Below are 17,182 nucleotides of genomic sequence, written 5' to 3'. Positions count from 1 at the left end.
GATGCTCAAGCTTAGACCGAGTTTTGGCAATCCCTAACAAATTTTAATTAACCTGTTCAGGAATCGTTGATTTCTTAGGCAAATGGGCGTTGCTTTGAGGGATAACTGAGCATGACCAAAACAAATCAAACACAGATCATCCCCAGCTCATTCAAGGAGCCGCCCATGTCCGACATCACAATCTATGCCGCCAAAAAGATCATCACGATGAACCCCTCGCGCCCCGTTGCAAGCCACGTCGCCGTGCGCGACGGCCGTATTTTGGGCGCAGGCACACTGGAAGAACTGGCAACATGGGGCGCGCATACGCTCGATGAAAGGTTTGCCGACAAAGTGCTCATGCCCGGCTTTGTCGAGGGTCATGCACACACGATGGAAGGCTCGCTCTGGAGCAAAGTTTACTGCGGCTGGTTTGACCGCGCCGACCCTGACGGAAAGACATGGGATGGCCTCAAGAGCCTCGATGATGTGATCGCCCGCCTCAAAGCCGCCGCCGACAAACTGAGTGACGATCAAGCGCCGGTTTCCGGCTGGCAACTTGACCCGATCTACATGAACAACAGCCGCGTTAGCCGGGCTGATCTTGACCGTGTGTCTGAAAGCCGCCCCGTTGGCGTGTTGCATGCCTCGGGGCACATCATGAACGTCAACACCCGCGCGCTTGAACTCGCTGGCCTGCTCAAGAAAGGCGTTAATCATCCCGGTATTCCGCTTGGCGACGATGGTCTGCCAACAGGTGAGCTTAGAGGCCCCGACGCGATGACACCGGTTGGCTTGCACGTCGGATTCGAGCGCAACCTGCTTGATGCTGACGAAGACGGGCTGCAAAACTTTGCCAAGCTTTGTGTGCGCTCGGGCACGACTACGATCACCGACCTCGCCTCGCGGATGGACCCTGACACAGTCGAGATGATGCTGCGCGTCACTGGCGCTCCGGGCTTTCCCGCCTGTATCGTGCCGCTGCGTTTCTTCATGGGCCTGCCTGCAGCAGAACTTATCGAAGAGGTGAAAGCACTTAAGGAACGCTCAACCGAGCGCCTGCGTATGGGGCGCATCAAAGTTGTCGCCGATGGCTCTATTCAGGGCTTCTCCGCACGCCTCCGCTGGCCCGGATATCACAACGGTGCCGAAAACGGCCTCTGGTATATCGCTCCTGATCATCTCGCCGAGCTGTACGAGCGCGCGCTTGAGGCGGGCCTGCAAATCCATACGCATACGAATGGTGATCAAGCCACGCAGCTCGCTTTGGACAAGCTCGCACCCGCTTTGCAAAAACACCCGAACCCTGATCACCGCTTCACTTTGCAGCACTGCCAACTCGCCGACGCGGCGCAGTTCAAGCAGGCAGCAAAGCTCGGAATGTGCGTCAATCTCTTTGCCAACCATCACTTCTATTGGGGCGATGAGCACTACACCCTCACTGTCGGCCCCGAGCGTGCAACGCGGATGAACGCTTGCCGCACAGCGCTTGACGCTGGCCTGCCGCTTGCCGTGCATTCCGACGCGCCGATCACCCCGCTTGCACCGTTGTTTACAGCTTGGGGCGCAGTCACCCGCATCACCGCCTCGGGCCGCGTGCAAGGCGAAGAAGAGCGCATAACCGTGAATGAGGCCCTGCACGCCATCACCCTTGGCGCGGCTTACACCCTGCATATGGACGGCGAGATCGGCTCGATAGAAACCGGCAAGCGCGCTGACTTTGCGGTACTGGAAGCTGACCCGACCGAAGTTGAACCCGAAGCACTCAAAGACGTGCCTGTCTGGGGCACTGTGCAAGGCGGGCGTATCTTTGCCGCAGCCGATCTGTGAGTGAAACGCTCCCCGTTACGGTCATCGGCGGCTACCTCGGAGCAGGCAAAACCACGCTGCTCAACCAGTTGTTGCGCAACGCCGACGGGCTGAAGCTGGCAGTATTGGTCAACGAGTTTGGCGCCTTGGCGATAGACGAAGATCTGATCGAAGCCCAAAGCGATGACCTCATTTCAATCGCTGGCGGCTGCGTGTGCTGCTCATTTGGCTCCGACCTCACCGCAGCGCTGCTTGATATGGGCGCACGCAACCCGCGCCCTGATCACGTCATCATCGAGGCGTCAGGCGTGGCGATGCCCGCCGCTATTGCTGCCAATGTCGGGCTGCAAGCGGGCTTCTCGCTTGCCGGTATCGTGGTGTTGGCTGATAGTGAAACCATCCGCCAGCAAGCCCGTGATGACTACCTCGGCGACACGGTCATAAGGCAACTCAAAGAGGCCGACCTCGTGGTGCAAACCAAGCCCTCTTTGGTGAGCTCAGAAGAGGTTCAAACAGTCGCTGCTTTTCTTGAAACAACTGCGCCCCAAGCCGCGCATATCGTGGCCGAGCAGGGGCAAATTCCGCGGGATGTGTTGCTTGGCGTTGAGAGCCGGAAAGTGCCGGTGAGCGCTCCGCATGCAGACGGTGACTATGAAAGCATAGTGTTCACACCGCGCCAAACCGACGCTGTTGCGCTCGCCCAAACCCTCGCCACCGGCGGCTATGGGCTGGTGCGCGCCAAAGGGTTTTTGCGCGATACGGCCGGCAAAACCCAGCTCATTCAGCTCGTCGGAAAACGCGCTGAAGTTACTGAATTTGCACATGAAATGCCGTCAGAACTTGTCTGCATTGGCCTCAAAGCCCAGCTCGACAAAGCCGGGCTTGAAGCGCTGTTTAAGTGACCGCGCCGCGCACTTGAAAGCGCGGATCTTTCCAAGCGTCCGTCGTGATAATGTCTTCCAGCACATCAACCGCCGCCAGCACATCGGCCTCGTTGATAAACAGTGGCGTGAAGCCAAAGCGCATCACATCCGGCGCACGGAAATCGCCGATAACCTTGCGATCAATCAGCGCCTGCATGCAGGCAAAGCTGTCTTCAAACTGGAACGACACCTGACTGCCGCGCTCGTCTGGGTTGCGCGGCGAGGCCAGCGTCAGGGCCGGGCAGCGCGCTTCAACTTCCTTGATGAAACGCTCTTGCAAGGCAACCGACGCCACACGTAGATCACCCATATCGACGCCCTCCCAAGCGTCCAGCGCCGCATCAAGCAGGGCAAAAGTCGCGACTGCCGGCGTGCCAATGCGCATGCGTTCGATCTTGCCAGCCATCGGCCGATAGCCCGTGTCAAAAGCAAAAGGCGCTGCGTGTCCGTGCCAGCCCGACAGGAACGGCTCGACCACATCAATGAGCCGGGGCGCAACATAGATGAACGCCGGAGCACCGGGCCCGCCGTTAAGGTATTTGTAGGTGCAACCCACCGCAAAATCAGCATCCGCCCCTTCAAGATCAACCGGAATAGCCCCCGCCGAATGCGCCAGGTCCCAGACCACAACCGCGCCGTGCGCATGCGCCTTTTCAATGATCGCCTTCATGTCGTGCTTGCGGCCAGTGCGGTAATCAACCTCGGTGAGCATGACCACAGCAACCTCATCTGTGATCGCGTCAAAAACCGCTTCCGGCGCTGGCGTGCGCAGCTCATAGCCATCATTTTTGAGCTTCATCAGCCCTTCGACCATATAAAGATCAGTCGGGAAGTTGCCGTCATCCGACAAGATAACGCGGCGATCAGGCACCAGCGCCAACCCCGCCGAAACCGCCTGAAACACCTTGATAGAAAGGGTGTCACCGACAACTGTGCTGCCCGCGCTTGCACCAATCAGCTTGGCAATGCGGTCACCAAGCGTGTTGGTCTTCATAAACCAGCCCTTGGTGTTCCAGCCTTTGATCAGCTCTGTCGCCCACTCGTCGTTGAGAAAGCGGTTCATCGCCTCCGGTGCGGCCTTGGGCATCGGCCCAAGCGAGTTGCCGTTCAGGTAAATCATCCCTTCGGGGATCGAGAACATCTCTTTGGTTTTGCTGAAATCGGTCATAGTTAACTTGCCCTGTTGCTGGTCGTTTGGCGCAAAGTGTCAGCTTCTTTCCGAAAAGTTGCAAGGCGTCTTTGACAGGTTGCCTACCTGTTAATCATGGTTAACTGTTTCCAAGTTGCGAACAGTTTGCCCATAGAATAGCGCTTATGTTTCCACACCTCTCTACGCTAATCCTATGGTTGCGTTCAGGGTGCTAGCTAGGCGTGTGTTTGCCTGCCGTTTCGATCGCTCATTTAGTGACAATCGGGGGATTGGTTTGAGAAAATTTGATTATGCCAGATTGCTGCATCTGTGCCTTTCAGAATTGCAGTCAAAAGGATACGACGTTGAAGTTCTTGATGATGTTAGCAACATCCCCGAGATCATTGCTACGCTTGGTAAACCCTACCTGACGCCAAAACTTTCTCCACAATTCAATGACTTCACCAGCGAAGACACGTTCTGGATGTTGCTTAAGAATGGCGAGCAAACCGTTGGTGCCGCAGGCTGCCGCTTTGAGAACCTCGGCACGCGTAAACTATCCGATCATTGGAAATCATCACTCAAACGTCAGTATGGCGAGGGCGAGCGAGAGGTTGTCGAATGGGTGTCGCCGCAGGTTGACGAGGTGCTCGGCGGGCGGCTTGCCTATTATGGTGACCTGTTTTTCACACCCGAGGCGGGGCGCTCGCGGCGCATCCTCAGGTTGTTTGTGTTAACCGGACACCTTTGGACATTCCTCAAATGGAACCCCGACAGTATCTATGCTTTCGTGCGCGAAAAAGACCTCTCCCGCGGGGCGAACTACTATTACAACTTCCCGCGTTTCATCCCCAGTCCCCAACGCTGGGTCAAGCCCGCGCCCGAGCCGCGTGAGGACAGTGAGTATGTGGTTATGCTCTCAAACACCGATCTCGACGCGCTGGTCGAGATGTATCTCGCTTCACCGGAACGCTTGTGAGTAGCTCAGAATCGTAGCCTTGCCGTCTTTACACACGACGCGCAGCAAGAGGCGGAAATACTTGAGTTCGATCTTCTGGTTGCTGCCAGGCGCGCGCACGTTTAGCACTTCCTCGGTCAGAATAGGCTTGCCACTTGCCGCGTCACGATAAGCGTTCAAAAGCCCGCTCTTCAGGTCGTCGTCAACATGATCAAGCGCATACTGCAATGTTGAGAGGTTCGCGCTTTCAAGGGTGCGTGCGGCCAAACTGTTGGAGCCCATGCGCACAAGCTGAATGCCGTCAGCCTTGGCATCGGGGACCTCGTAAATGTCGAACCACTCGATGATTGTTTCAAAAGCCTCTAGCTTCTTTTCATGCTGGTGCCAGAGTTCGAGCACGTCATGAAAAGTCGGCTCACTCCCGCGCTTGAGTGCGGCCTGCCGTAACTTGCCCGAAATCTGATCGAAAAAGCCAAGCGCGGCGGGGTCCATATTGTCGCCCGGCATCAAGGTTGAAATATCAAAAGGCTCGTTGGTTACCCCGGCAAGGTAGTTCATCGAAATCCCGAGCTCGCGTGCGAGCTGCGCCACAAAGAAAAACCCGGGCTCGGTTTTTTCGGCCAGCACCATATCAAGATAGTGCTGCGAGCGCCCGCCAGCTGCCGCAGCTTTTTCGGTCGAGCCGTGGAACTTGAGAGAGGCGTCGATCGCCCGTTTTAGCCGGTCATAAAACTCTTCTTTGTTCACAAGAACCTGCTGTCGCTGTTGCCTTGAAGGGATATCGTCGGGCATAAAACAAAAAATCAAAGGGTTAATGTCGGTTGAATTGTTGCGGTATTGAAGTGTCGCTTGTCAAGAAGATGACGCTAAATAGCGCCATTTTTGTGGCGTCACTTAGGATGACGTAGCGTAACCTAAAAACCCTTTGTTCGGCTGCCAAAGCAGTGGTTCTTTTCTTAAAAGAGGAGAAAACTATGACTTCTACAAGCTTCAGAACAGTGCTCTATGAGAAAGACGGCCGCCTAGCGCGTATCACGCTCAACCGGCCCGAAGTGATGAACGCAATTGACGATGATCTGCCGGGTGAGCTTGCTGCTGCAGTTGCCATGGCCGAGGCCGACACCGGCGTGCATGTGATCGTGCTGTCGGGCAATGGAGCGGCCTTTTGTGCAGGCTACGATCTCGCGTTCTACGCCGAGAAAAACGGAACCAACAACGTCACCCAAGAGATGCCTTGGGACCCGATCAAAGACTATAAGTTCATGTGGTCGAACACCCAGAATTTCATGTCGCTGTTTCGCTGCATGAAGCCGGTTCTATGTAAAGTTCACGGTTTTGCTGTCGCTGGTGGTTCTGACATCGCGCTCTGCTGTGACATGGTCGTTATGGGCGAAAGCGCCAAGATCGGCTACATGCCCGTGCGCGTTTGGGGCTGTCCGACAACGGCGATGTGGGTCTATCGCCTAGGGCCGGAAAAGGCCAAACGTATGATGTTCACGGGCGACAAAATCTCTGGCGTTGAGGCTGCTGAAATGGGTCTCGTTCTCAAAGCTGTGCCAGACGATCAACTTGATGACGAAGTCGAAGCCTTGGCCGCGCGTATGGCCTCTGTGCCGATCAACCAATTGGCGATGCAAAAAATGGTCATCAACCAGACAATCGAGGCCAGCATCACGTCAACCCAACGCCTTGCGACTGTGTTTGACGGCATTACACGCCACTCCCCTGAGGGGCTAAACTTCAAAGCTCAATCCGAGGAGAAGGGGTGGAAAGAAGCTGTGCAAAACCGCGACGAAGGCACTTGGGATTGGACGACAAACCAACCGTTGCCCAAAACCAACCGCTAGTATCTTCGATGCACGCGTTTCTTGATCATCGGTCTTGTTTTGATGCGTTCGCGCACAAACACAAATAGCCCCGAGCCCATAATGAGCGCGATCCCCGCGAGCACCAAGGGCGCGGGGAATTCTGCCCAAATGAGCCAGCCCCAAAAAACCGCCAGCGGCAGGCCGAGGTATTCAAACGGGGCTATCGTCGCCGCATCAGCGAGGCGATAGGCCTGCCCGAGGCAATAGCCGATCACCGCCGAGTTAAGCCCAAGTGCGGCAAACACCCAGCGGTCGTTCCCCTCGGGCATCACCCAAGCGCGCAGCAAGAATTGCAGGCTCTCGTTTGTCGTTTCGCTCGCAAACCTGCCGTCGCCTGCGACCACAAAAAACGTAAGTGACACCACAATAAACGTCAGCTGGATGTAAACCGACATCGCGCTCGCTTTGCTGGCCACCCCGAGCTTGCGTGTCATAATTTGGTTGAGCGCATAGGTCAGCGCAGCAACAATCGGCAGCGCGAGCACGATAAACGGCACATCCGCTGGTGCCTCATCGCCGCGCCACGCCAGCATCATCAAGAGCACGCCGACAAAGCCGGCAACCACCGCGCCAAGCCGCCAAGCGCCGACTTTTTCACCAAGCAGCGGGATAGAGAGCAGCGTGATCAACAGCGGCGCAACAAAGAACAGTGCCGTTGCGTCGGCCAGCGGCAAAGCTGCAAGCGCGGCAAAGTATGTCATGTTCGAGATCACAATAATGATGCCGCGCAACAGGTGAAGCCCCGGCGTTTTGGTGCGTAGTATCTGAAAGCCGCCCTCCAAATACACAAACACGAGGCTGGCCATAATCCCGATGCTGGAGCGGATAAACACGATCTCATGCAGCGGATAGCCACCCGACAAGAGCTTGATCATCAAGTCATTGAACGTGATCGCGATCACGCCAACGATCAAAAACAAAATGCCCGCTGTCGGCCGGTTTTGTGCCTCGCCCATGTGTTGCTCCTTTTTCACAGCGCTAACAGCCTGCCCGCGACAGCGCTAGCCGCTTTGCGACAAAACCCGCTTTCCACTCTTGCGGCCTCGCGCTAGTGTTCGCTCAAACCACCGACAGAACTGCGGGAGCAAGCCAATGGCGATCGTCGAAATTCGCGATTTTGAGAAGACATATGCAGGCGGATTTCAGGCGCTTAAAGGCGTCACACTCGACATTGAGGAAGGCGAAATCCTGGCTCTTCTTGGCCCCAATGGCGCGGGTAAAACCACTTTGATTTCAGCGGTTTGCGGCCTTGTGTCGCCAACGGGCGGCACGGCGAAAATTGGCGGGCATGACGTGGTGAGCGACTACCGCGCCGCGCGCAGCCTTGTCGGTCTGGTGCCGCAAGAGATCGCTCTCGATCAGTTCTCCAAAGTCGCTGACGCCGTGCGCTTCACACGTGGCCTCTTTGGCCTCCCGCGCGATGAGGCGCATATCGAGGATATCCTCAAAAAACTGTCACTTTGGGACAAACGTAACGAGCGCATTCTGGCCCTTTCCGGCGGGATGAAGCGTCGCGTTCTGATCGCCAAAGCGCTCAGTCATTCGCCGCGCGTTCTGTTCCTCGACGAGCCGACCGCCGGTGTTGATGTCGAGTTGCGCCGCGATATGTGGGAGATCGTTGCTGATCTCAAAAAAGACGGCGTGACGATCATTCTGACCACGCACTACATTGAAGAAGCCGAGGCCATCGCCGACCGCATCGGTGTGATCAACGGCGGCGCGCTTTTGCTGGTTGAGAACAAAGACGCGCTGATGGCGCGGATGGGCAAAAAAGAGCTGCAAATTACCCTACGAGAGCCGGTGACGTCGATCCCGAAAACACTGGCAAGCTACGCGCTAACACTCTCGGAGGAAGGCGAAATGATCACCTACAGCTTTGACGCTCAAGGCGAGGCAACAGGCATCACAGCGTTGATCGCAGACCTTTCCAAAGCAGGCTTGAAACTGGCCGATTTACACACAAAACAGTCAAGCCTTGAAGAGATCTTCGTTGGACTTGTCGGGGAGAGCGCAGCATGAACTTCAAAGCAGTCTGGGCAATTTACTTTTTCGAAATGACACGCTTTTTCCGCACCATCGGGCAAAGCCTGATCTCTCCGGTGATCTCGACATCCCTCTATTTCGTGGTCTTTGGCACAGCCATCGGATCGCGCATTCAGGAGGTCGACGGTATCTCTTACGGCGCTTTCATTGTGCCGGGGCTGATCATGCTTTCGGTGATGACCCAATCACTTAGCAATGCCAGTTTCGGCATCTATTTTCCCAAGTTCATGGGCACGATCTACGAGTTGCTTTCCTCGCCGGTCAACTTCGTTGAAATCGTGCTCGGTTACGTCGGCGCGGCAGCGACAAAAGCACTGTTCATCGGGCTTGTTATTCTCGCCACTTCGGCGCTGTTTGTTGATCTGCAAATAGATCATCCGCTGGCGATGCTCGCCTTCCTGATCCTCACCTGCCTGAGCTTCTCGCTGTTTGGCTTCATCATCGGCATTTGGGCGGGTAACTTCGAGCAACTCCAGCTGATCCCGCTGCTCGTTGTGACGCCGCTGGTTTTCCTCGGCGGCGCGTTCTACTCGATCTCGATGCTCCCGCCCGTTTGGCAAAGCGTGTCGTTTTTCAACCCTGTGGTCTACCTGATCTCCGGCTTCCGCTGGTCATTCTACGGTGCCGCCGACGTGCCAATTGGCCTGTCACTGCTGGCCATCTCCGGCTTTACCTTGCTCTGCATGGTGATCATCGGGCTGATCTTTAAGACTGGGTATAAAATCAAGCCATGATGCTCTCAAGCCGCACTCGTTCAAGTTTTTTGCATGCACCCTACGTCAACATAGCGTGCAGCCCTTGTTTGCAGGCATCACGCTGTCTACATGAGCCAATATGAAACTAAAAATCCCTTTCAAAAAATCCGCTAAGCGCGTTGCTGTTCTGACGCTTGCTGGCACCATAGCCTCCGGTGGTCGTGGCGCCCTCAATGACGCTGGCCTTGGCCCGCTGATCGACAAAGCCTTCTCCAAAGGCAAGCCCGACGCCGTGGCGCTGGTGATCAACTCGCCGGGTGGCTCTCCGGTGCAATCGGCCCTCATCGCCTCGCGCATCCGCCGCTTGGCCGACGAAAAAAACATCCCCGTGCACGCCTTTGTTGAAGACGTTGCGGCCTCGGGCGGCTATTGGCTCGCTTGTGCGGCAGACGATATCTGGGCAGACGGCGGAAGCATTGTTGGCTCGATCGGAGTGATCTCGGCAGGTTTCGGCGCGCAGGTTTTGCTAGAGCGTCAGGGCATAGAGCGGCGCGTGCACACTGCTGGCAGCTCAAAGTCGCAGCTTGACCCGTTCGTTAAAGAAAACCCCGCCGACGTGAAGCGCCTCAAGAGCATCCTTGATGACATGCACGGGCTGTTTATTGACCACGTCAAAGCCCGCCGTGAAGGCAAGCTGGTGATGGGCGAGGAACTCTTTACAGGTGAGTTCTGGCTCGCTGGCAAAGCGGAAGCGCTCGGCCTCATCGACGGGCAGGCACACCTTGTTCCAAAGCTCAAAGAGCTCTACGGCGACAAGGTTAAGCTCATCCGCCACAGCCGCAAAAAGCCGCTCCTGCCGCGGTTTGGCGCGCAGATCGTGCAAGACGGGCTAACCGCTTTGGAAGAGCGGGCCGAATATGCCCGCTTCGGGCTGTAACGCGATGATTTTCAAGATCGTCACACTGTTTTTGGTGGGCATGGGCGTGCTGGCAATGTTCGGCAAGCTCACCCTCCCGGGCAGCAAGATGATCGCCAACAAACGCTGCCCCTCTTGTGGGCGGTTTCGTATCGGCAAGGGGCAATGCCCCTGCAAAGGTAAAGGTTAAAGCATGGATTGGCTCTATGCAGTGCTTGGTTTGGTGATCCTGCTTCTGGCAGGTGATAGCCTCGTGCGTGGTGCGGTAAACCTCGCGCTGCGCGTCGGTATTCCGGCCCTCATCGTTTCGCTTACCATCGTCGCTTTCGGCACATCCGCACCCGAGTTGCTCATCGCCATTCGTGCGGTGTTTGACGGCGCACCCGGCATCGCGATGGGCAATGTTGTCGGTTCCAACACCGCCAACGTGCTGTTGGTGCTCGGCTTTCCGGCGCTGCTGGCGACAATGCATACATCCGAGTGCGATACCCGCAAAAACTTTGCCTATATGCTCGGCGGCACGCTGTTGTTTATCGCGCTGGCCTTCCGTGGGGTGTTTGACTTTTGGGCAGGGCTGGCGCTCCTGGCCGTGCTCGCCGCGATCCTGACGGACAGCTTTATGCATGCCCGCGCACACCGCCGCAACGCTGCGACCTGCGCGCCCTGCGAGGATGACCTTGAAGACCTCGAAGGCGCCGACCCCGAGCTGCCGTGGTGGAAGATCATTCTGTTTCTGGTGCTCGGCCTTGTCGGCCTGCCGCTTGGTGCGGACTTGCTGGTTGACGCTGCTATCAACATCGCGCGCACCTTCCATATCAGCGAGCCGGTGATCGGCCTCACGTTGGTCGCACTTGGCACGTCGCTGCCGGAGTTGGCGACAACAACAATGGCCGCGCTGCGCCGTCAGGCCGATGTCGCGCTCGGCAATGTCATCGGCTCTAACATGTTCAACTTGCTGGCAATCATCGGCGTTACTGCACTTGTCGGGAAGATCCCTGTTGATGAGCAATTCCTGCGGTTTGATCTCTGGGTGATGCTCGGCGCGACACTCATGCTGGTGCCTTTTGTTTTCTTCAAACGCAATCTCACCCGCGCTTGGGGCGTGTTGCTGACAGCTCTTTACCTTGGCTATATTGTTATCGTGGTGATGGCATGAGTGCCGCCCTCATAACCGGTGGCGCACAGCGTTTGGGGGCCGAAATGGCCCGCGCTTTGGCCGCACGCGGCTATGACATTGCGGTGCATTACAACAGTTCGTCAAAGGCCGCCGAAGCGCTGGTTCAAGAGCTGAAAGAGCAGGGCGTTAACGCCATCGCATTGCAGGCCGATTTGCTGGATGAAGAGGCCACGCAGGCCCTCGTTGCGCGCGCAAGCAAAGCCGTCGGCAAGCCGCTGACCTGCCTCATCAACAACGCGTCGGTGTTTGAATATGACACTCTGCAAACCGCCACGCTTGAAAGCTGGAACCGTCACATCGGCTCGAACCTGCGCGCGCCTTACGTGCTCACGCAAGCCTTTGCCGCGCAGTCTCCCAAGGCGAACGCCGACAGCCGTGGCGAGCTTGTCGCTGCTGGGCTCGTCATCAATATGGTTGATCAACGGGTGCGTAAGCTCACACCCGAGTTCTCGACTTACACCATCGCAAAGATGGGCCTCTGGGCCTTCACGCAGACCGCCGCGCAGGGGCTTGCGCCGCACATACGCGTCAACGCGATCGGCCCCGGCCCAACCCTGATCGGCGCGCGCCAGAGCGAGGATCACTTCACAAACCAGCGCGCCAACACCGTGCTCAAACGCGGCGCGAACCCTTCTGACATCACCGCGGCACTGTACTATTTCCTCGACGCACCCGCCGTAACTGGCCAGCTTTTGTGCGTCGACGGAGGCCAACACCTTGGCTGGCAAACGCCTGATGTGTTGGGTGTTGAGTAAGCCACAGGACGTTCACGCAAGGTAAGTCATGCACCGAAGCGCCGGAGGCTTCACAAATAGTTTACAAAAACCTAATGTTTCCAGTGGGTTGCCGAAAGCAATAAAAATTATCCTTAAGTTTCAAGGCGTTGCTAATGTGCCTAATTTTTAGGCAGATCAACGAACCCCACCAAATACAACAGAATTTCGGCGCTCGCCGTATGTTACACCCAGAGTTATCCACAAGAACCGTGGACAGGTTTTCTCTTGCGGCAAGTGAGGTAACATTGCAGCAACTGGCCCGAATCAAGAAAGCCCCGAGATGAGTGAGCACCCCCCCGAAACCGAGAGCAAACCCGTGCCAGCCGGTCACGAAGTGATCGCTGCATATGTGCGCATGCTCACTGGCCAGCCGGGCGTCTACCGTATGCTCGACGCGCAGGCGCGGGTGCTCTACGTCGGCAAGGCGCGCAACCTCAAAGCCCGGGTGACAAGCTACACGCGGCCAAAGGGGCATTCGGGCCGCATTCTCAAGATGATCTCGGAAACCACCGAGATGATGTTTCTGACAACAAAGACAGAAACCGAAGCGCTGCTGCTTGAACAAAACCTGATCAAACAGCTCAAACCGAAATACAACGTGCTCCTGCGCGACGACAAAAGCTTCCCGAATATTTTGGTCACCGATCACGACTTTCCGATGATCAAACGCCATCGCGGTGCCAAAAAGCAAAAGGGAAACTACTATGGCCCCTTCGCCTCGGCTCGTGCGGTGAGCAGCTCACTGGCGCAGCTTCAGCGTATCTTCCTTTTGCGCAACTGTAGCGATAGCGACTTTGAAACCCGCACGCGGCCTTGCCTGCAATATCAAATCAAACGCTGCTCGGGGCCGTGCGTTGGCAAGATCAGCGCCGAAGACTACGCCGAAAACGTCCGCGACGCCGAGCGCTACCTGTCAGGCAAATCAACCGGCCTGCAAAGCAAGCTCGCAGTTGACATGCAAGCCGCCTCCGACAGCCTCGCTTTTGAGAAAGCCGCCGCCATCCGGGACCGCATAAAAGCGCTCACCCAGCTCCAAGGCGCGCAGGGCATCAACCCGCGCTCAACCCCTGAAGCCGACGTGATCGCGCTGCACCTTGAGGGCGGCCAAGCCTGCGTTCAGGTGTTCTTCATCCGCGCCAACCAAAGCTGGGGCAACCGCGATTTCTACCCGCGGGTTGGCAGCGCCGAGATCGAAGAAAGCGAAGTCCTGGAAGCCTTCATCGGCCAGTTCTACGACAGCAAGGAGCCACCGCGATTGCTTCTCGTTTCGCACCCGCTAGAAAACCCCGAGCTGCTCGCAGAAGCACTCAGCGAAAAGGCCGACCGCAAGGTCGAAGTCCTGTTGCCTATGCGTGGCGAAAAGGCCGAGCTTGTCGAGAGCGCCTCGCGCAACGCCCGCGAAAGTCTGGCCCGCAAAATGGCCGACAGCGCTGCGCAGGGTAAGTTGCTCAAAGGCCTTGCCGAGGCGTTTGGCCTTGACGGCCCGCCGCAGCGCATCGAGGTCTACGACAACAGCCACATCCAAGGCGCGCACGCCGTCGGCGCAATGATTGTCGCCGGCCCCGAAGGTTTCATGAAAAACCAATACCGCAAGTTCAACATCAAAGGCGAAGACCTCACCCCCGGCGATGACTTCGGAATGATGAAAGAGGTGCTCATGCGCCGTTTCAAGCGCTTGCTCAAAGAAGACCCGACCAAGCGTGAAGGCCATTGGCCTGACCTCCTGCTGATAGACGGCGGCATCGGGCAAGTCTCGGCGGTGCGTGCCATCATGGATGAAATGGGTGTCAACGACATCCCCATGGTCGGGGTGGCCAAAGGCGTTGACCGCGACGCTGGCAAGGAAGAGTTCTACCGCACCGGCAAGCCGCCCTTCGCCCTCAGACACAATGACCCGGTGCTCTATTTCGTCCAGCGCCTGCGCGACGAGGCGCATCGCTTCGCCATCGGAACCCACCGCGCCAAGCGCAGCAAAGCCATAGGCGCAACACCGCTTGATGACGTGCCCGGCGTCGGCGCGGGCCGCAAACGCGCGCTGCTTTTGCACTTCGGCAGTGCTAAAGCCGTCAGCCGCGCCGCGCTGGCTGACCTCAAAGCAGCACCGGGCATTTCAAGCAAACTCGCCGAAACGATCTACGACTATTTTCACGAGAAAGGCTAGGCGCGCGGTTCAACCCCCGAGCGCCGTGCAAGCGCGGCCAACAGTGCAACACAGAGCAATCCAGCCAAGGCATAGCCCCACAGTATCGGGCTCATCTGCGCATGGGTCAGCACGTCAACCGCTTCGGTTTTTAGCGTCACCAACCACAGCGTCGCGGCAAACACCATCCGCCCGAAAAACGCCTGCAACGACAGGTAAGTCGCGCGTATGCTGTCATGCAACAAGGGCTGTGAACGCGCTAAGATAAACGGCCACGACAGAGAGTCAGGCACCAACCGCAGCAGCAAAACGCCGATCACCAACACATGATCGGTTGCCGCCATAACCGCTGCCAAGCCGATCTGCATCGCAAACGCCAAGAGCAGCACCGCAACCAGCCCAAGCCGCTTACGCAGTGTCAAAGCCACCAGCGACGCAGTGACAGCCAGCATCATCATCAAAGCACTCACAGCACCACTAACCAAAGGTGCTTGCGCCGCCAAACCAAGGCGTTCAAGCGCTTGCAAGATAAATGGCTGCCCAAACACAAACGGCACATGCCCGAAGCCATACATCAGCACCGCGAGGGCAAACAGCCAGAGCAACACCGGGTTTTTGAATGGGTCTTTCAATACGCCAAGGCCGCCTAAAAGTGACTCCTCCAGAACGCTCGGCACCTCGACAAACCGCCACGCGACAGCGAGCATCGCGACAAAGGCCAGAACCGTGACTCCAAAAGGTAGGGCAGGGCTCAAATAGCTTAGCGCTCCACCAACCAAAGCCGACATCGCGAAAGAGCTATAGGACACGCGAAACGCGCGCAATTCCTGCGCATCTGTCTCGTCTTGCCGCCCTTCTTTCGCCAGCGATTCGTAGAGCAAGGCCGAGTCTGTTCCCGAGGAAAACGCCGTGCTTGCGCCGAGCAAGCCTTGCCCGAGCGCAAAGGCCCAAAATCCGCCGCCGCCAAATAGCGCCAGCGACCCAAGCCCGCCGCAAACCGCTGACGCAATCAGCGTCCGTCGTCGCCCGAGCCTGTCAGACATATACCCCGAAGGCACCTCAAGCACGGTCGTTGCGATATCATAAACCACATAGAGCATGATCGCTTCAGCAGGGCCAACGGCGGCCTGAAAATACAAGAACCACACGGCTTGCCAGAAGTTCAGGTTCTGGAAGAACTTGAACCACGGGTAGAGCCGGATGTTGTTCGCTGCCGTCATGTCATGCACCCGAACAGAAAGGGCCGTGACGCGCCAGTGCAAACCTACTCGCTGTTGCGTTTCTCCTCTGCGAGTCGCGCCTTCTCGATCACCATTTCCATAAATGTCGGCGTCACGCTGTCTTCGCTGTAGTGACTTTGCACCAAGCCGCTGATCAGCCCGCCCCAGTAGATGCGCAAAATCCGGTTGATCCTGACTTGATAGCCCGGCCCCTGAGCGCGGAACCATTTGAGCATATCCTCATCAAGCCGGATGGTGATGCGCTCTTTCTTGCGGGTGGTGACGGCGGCTTGTTCAAGCCCGCTCCAGCCCTCGGGGAGCGAGCGGTCAAGCCATGTGCTGCGCAGATCATCCTGTAGTTGCTTGAGTTCGTCGATCACTTCAATACGGGCGCTGTCTTTTGTGCGGCGTGTCATCTTTGGCCTCCATTGGTTAACGGTTTGGCAAGACTGGACGTAAAAAGTTAACGCCTTTTGAGCCCTGCGAACTGTCAGCACGCATTATGCACTGTGGTATGCACTACGGTATGCACCCGTTGTGCGGGCGGTTTCACGCGTTAACCTTTGGTATTTTGGCCGGCGATACGAAGCGTCTTTCCGTGGGCTCAAAACCCCGCTACAACTCAAGACAAGATGACATGGAACATACCAAATATCCTGACGGTTCTCCGTCTGATCGCTGCGCCGATGGTCGCCGTGATGTTCCTCTATTTTCACCGCCCACTTGCCGACTGGTTCGCGCTGATCCTGTTTTGCTTGGCCGCTATAACCGACTGGTTTGACGGCTACCTAGCCCGCCTTTGGAAGCAGGAAAGCAAGCTCGGAGCCATGCTTGACCCGATCGCTGACAAGGCCATGGTCGTCATCGCCCTCGCTGTGATTATCGGCTATTCCGACACCAGCTGGACGCCCTATATCGTGCTCCCCGCGACCTTCATTCTGTTCCGCGAAGTCTTTGTTTCCGGCCTGCGTGAGTTCCTCGGCGACACGGCCGGAACGCTCAAGGTTACGCCCTTGGCCAAATGGAAAACCACCTTGCAAATGGTTGCAATCGCAGTGCTTTTTTCCAAGGGCGTGTTTGAGCATTACCTCGTGATCTCCGCTTGGGGCATGGATGATGAGCTCTTCAATGGCATCATGGCGGGCGAAATCGAAGACACCCAAGGCTTGCTTTGGAAGGCCTCCGCACGCACCTGGGCTGGCTACACCGGAACCGCTCTGCTTTGGCTGGCGGCTGTGCTTACATTGGTCACTGGATGGGATTACTTCAGAAAAGCTCTCCCTTATTTGAAGGACTGACGCTATGGATGTGCTTTATTTTGCATGGGTGCGCGAACGCATCGGTCTGCCCCGCGAGGTGGTTGAAACCACTGCCAGAACAGTCGCTGATTTGGTCACTGAGCTGTCGGCCCGCGAAGAGCGTTACGCGGCCGCTTTCGCCGATGTCTCGGCACTCCGCGTGGCGCTTGATCAAGAGCTGTCGAGTTTTGATGCGCCCCTAGCAGGCGTGCGTGAAGTGGCCTTTTTCCCACCGATGACAGGAGGCTGAC

At 57.1% G+C, this 17,182-nt stretch carries 18 protein-coding genes; 13 read left to right on the top strand and 5 right to left on the bottom strand.

Features of this window, described 5'->3' with window-relative positions; translation table 11 throughout:
• The first annotated feature begins 165 nt into the window (after window positions 1-165).
• Together KO498_RS08835 and KO498_RS08830 are read left to right on the top strand one after the other, a co-directional pair.
• Window positions 166-1,809 carry an amidohydrolase gene (locus KO498_RS08835; protein WP_215959548.1) on the top strand — a complete coding sequence of 548 codons (1,644 nt, stop codon included), beginning with the start codon at window positions 166-168 and terminating at the stop codon, window positions 1,807-1,809.
• Entirely contained in the window at window positions 1,806-2,690 is an 885-nt protein-coding gene (locus KO498_RS08830) for a CobW family GTP-binding protein (protein ID WP_215959547.1), read from the top strand. Before KO498_RS08835 ends, KO498_RS08830 begins: the two co-directional genes overlap by 4 nt.
• Here the strand turns inward: KO498_RS08830 and kynU are convergent.
• Entirely contained in the window at window positions 2,683-3,879 is a 1,197-nt protein-coding gene (kynU, locus tag KO498_RS08825) for a kynureninase (RefSeq protein ID WP_215959546.1), read from the bottom strand. The two genes, KO498_RS08830 and kynU, sit on opposite strands and share 8 nt — an antisense overlap.
• Window positions 3,880-4,135: 256 nt before the next feature.
• On the opposite strand from kynU, the gene KO498_RS08820 reads away from it, so the two are divergent.
• The gene (locus tag KO498_RS08820) at window positions 4,136-4,819 is read left to right on the top strand and encodes a hypothetical protein (protein ID WP_215959545.1); all 684 of its coding nucleotides are present in this window, start codon (window positions 4,136-4,138) and stop codon (window positions 4,817-4,819) included.
• Here KO498_RS08820 and KO498_RS08815 read toward each other — a convergent pair.
• Window positions 4,802-5,545: a hypothetical protein gene (locus KO498_RS08815; protein ID WP_215959544.1), complete on the bottom strand. Its 744-nt coding sequence runs from the start codon at window positions 5,543-5,545 to the stop codon at window positions 4,802-4,804. The two genes, KO498_RS08820 and KO498_RS08815, sit on opposite strands and share 18 nt — an antisense overlap.
• Before the next feature lie 227 nt (window positions 5,546-5,772).
• Between KO498_RS08815 and KO498_RS08810 the strand changes: the two genes are divergently transcribed.
• Window positions 5,773-6,645 (top strand): crotonase/enoyl-CoA hydratase family protein, encoded by an 873-nt coding sequence (locus KO498_RS08810; protein WP_215959543.1) that lies wholly within the window; start codon window positions 5,773-5,775, stop codon window positions 6,643-6,645.
• On the opposite strand, the gene KO498_RS08805 is transcribed toward KO498_RS08810, so the two are convergent.
• Complete coding sequence (locus KO498_RS08805; protein WP_215959542.1) at window positions 6,642-7,622, bottom strand: DMT family transporter; 981 nt, start codon at window positions 7,620-7,622, stop codon at window positions 6,642-6,644. The genes KO498_RS08810 and KO498_RS08805 overlap by 4 nt on opposite strands.
• Window positions 7,623-7,758: 136 nt before the next feature.
• Here KO498_RS08805 and KO498_RS08800 point away from each other — a divergent pair, with 136 nt between their 5' ends.
• From KO498_RS08800 to uvrC, 7 genes are all read left to right on the top strand, one after another.
• Entirely contained in the window at window positions 7,759-8,685 is a 927-nt protein-coding gene (locus KO498_RS08800; RefSeq protein WP_215959541.1) for an ABC transporter ATP-binding protein, read from the top strand.
• Window positions 8,682-9,443 (top strand): ABC transporter permease, encoded by a 762-nt coding sequence (locus KO498_RS08795; protein WP_215959540.1) that lies wholly within the window; start codon window positions 8,682-8,684, stop codon window positions 9,441-9,443. Before KO498_RS08800 ends, KO498_RS08795 begins: the two co-directional genes overlap by 4 nt.
• 100 nt (window positions 9,444-9,543) lie before the next feature.
• Window positions 9,544-10,341 carry a S49 family peptidase gene (locus KO498_RS08790; protein WP_215959539.1) on the top strand — a complete coding sequence of 266 codons (798 nt, stop codon included), beginning with the start codon at window positions 9,544-9,546 and terminating at the stop codon, window positions 10,339-10,341.
• A gap of 4 nt (window positions 10,342-10,345) precedes the next feature.
• Window positions 10,346-10,510, top strand: coding sequence for a hypothetical protein (locus KO498_RS08785; protein ID WP_215959538.1), 165 nt, complete (start codon window positions 10,346-10,348; stop codon window positions 10,508-10,510).
• A gap of 3 nt (window positions 10,511-10,513) precedes the next feature.
• Window positions 10,514-11,476 (top strand): calcium/sodium antiporter, encoded by a 963-nt coding sequence (locus KO498_RS08780; RefSeq protein ID WP_215959537.1) that lies wholly within the window; start codon window positions 10,514-10,516, stop codon window positions 11,474-11,476.
• Window positions 11,473-12,252 (top strand): SDR family oxidoreductase, encoded by a 780-nt coding sequence (locus tag KO498_RS08775; RefSeq protein WP_215959536.1) that lies wholly within the window; start codon window positions 11,473-11,475, stop codon window positions 12,250-12,252. The genes KO498_RS08780 and KO498_RS08775 overlap by 4 nt, the downstream gene beginning before the upstream one ends.
• Before the next feature lie 301 nt (window positions 12,253-12,553).
• Complete coding sequence (gene uvrC / locus KO498_RS08770) at window positions 12,554-14,434, top strand: excinuclease ABC subunit UvrC (protein ID WP_215959535.1); 1,881 nt, start codon at window positions 12,554-12,556, stop codon at window positions 14,432-14,434.
• On the opposite strand, the gene KO498_RS08765 is transcribed toward uvrC, so the two are convergent.
• Both KO498_RS08765 and KO498_RS08760 read right to left on the bottom strand, forming a co-directional pair.
• Entirely contained in the window at window positions 14,431-15,633 is a 1,203-nt protein-coding gene (locus KO498_RS08765; protein ID WP_215959534.1) for an MFS transporter, read from the bottom strand. The genes uvrC and KO498_RS08765 overlap by 4 nt on opposite strands.
• A 44-nt stretch (window positions 15,634-15,677) precedes the next feature.
• On the bottom strand, window positions 15,678-16,049 hold the full coding sequence (locus KO498_RS08760; RefSeq protein WP_215959533.1) for a BrnA antitoxin family protein: 372 nt from the start codon (window positions 16,047-16,049) through the stop codon (window positions 15,678-15,680).
• A 216-nt stretch (window positions 16,050-16,265) separates the two neighbouring features.
• Between KO498_RS08760 and pgsA the strand changes: the two genes are divergently transcribed.
• Together pgsA and moaD are read left to right on the top strand one after the other, a co-directional pair.
• A complete protein-coding gene (pgsA, locus tag KO498_RS08755) occupies window positions 16,266-16,931 on the top strand; it encodes a CDP-diacylglycerol--glycerol-3-phosphate 3-phosphatidyltransferase (RefSeq protein WP_215959532.1) in 666 nt (221 codons plus the stop codon).
• 4 nt (window positions 16,932-16,935) lie between these two features.
• On the top strand, window positions 16,936-17,181 hold the full coding sequence (moaD, locus tag KO498_RS08750) for a molybdopterin converting factor subunit 1 (protein WP_215959531.1): 246 nt from the start codon (window positions 16,936-16,938) through the stop codon (window positions 17,179-17,181).
• Window position 17,182 lies beyond the last annotated feature (1 nt).

The sequence above is a fragment of the Lentibacter algarum genome (assembly GCF_018860975.1).
GTDB classification, from domain to species: Bacteria; Pseudomonadota; Alphaproteobacteria; order Rhodobacterales; family Rhodobacteraceae; genus Lentibacter; species Lentibacter algarum_A.
This window is presented reverse-complemented; position numbering and strand designations above follow the sequence as displayed.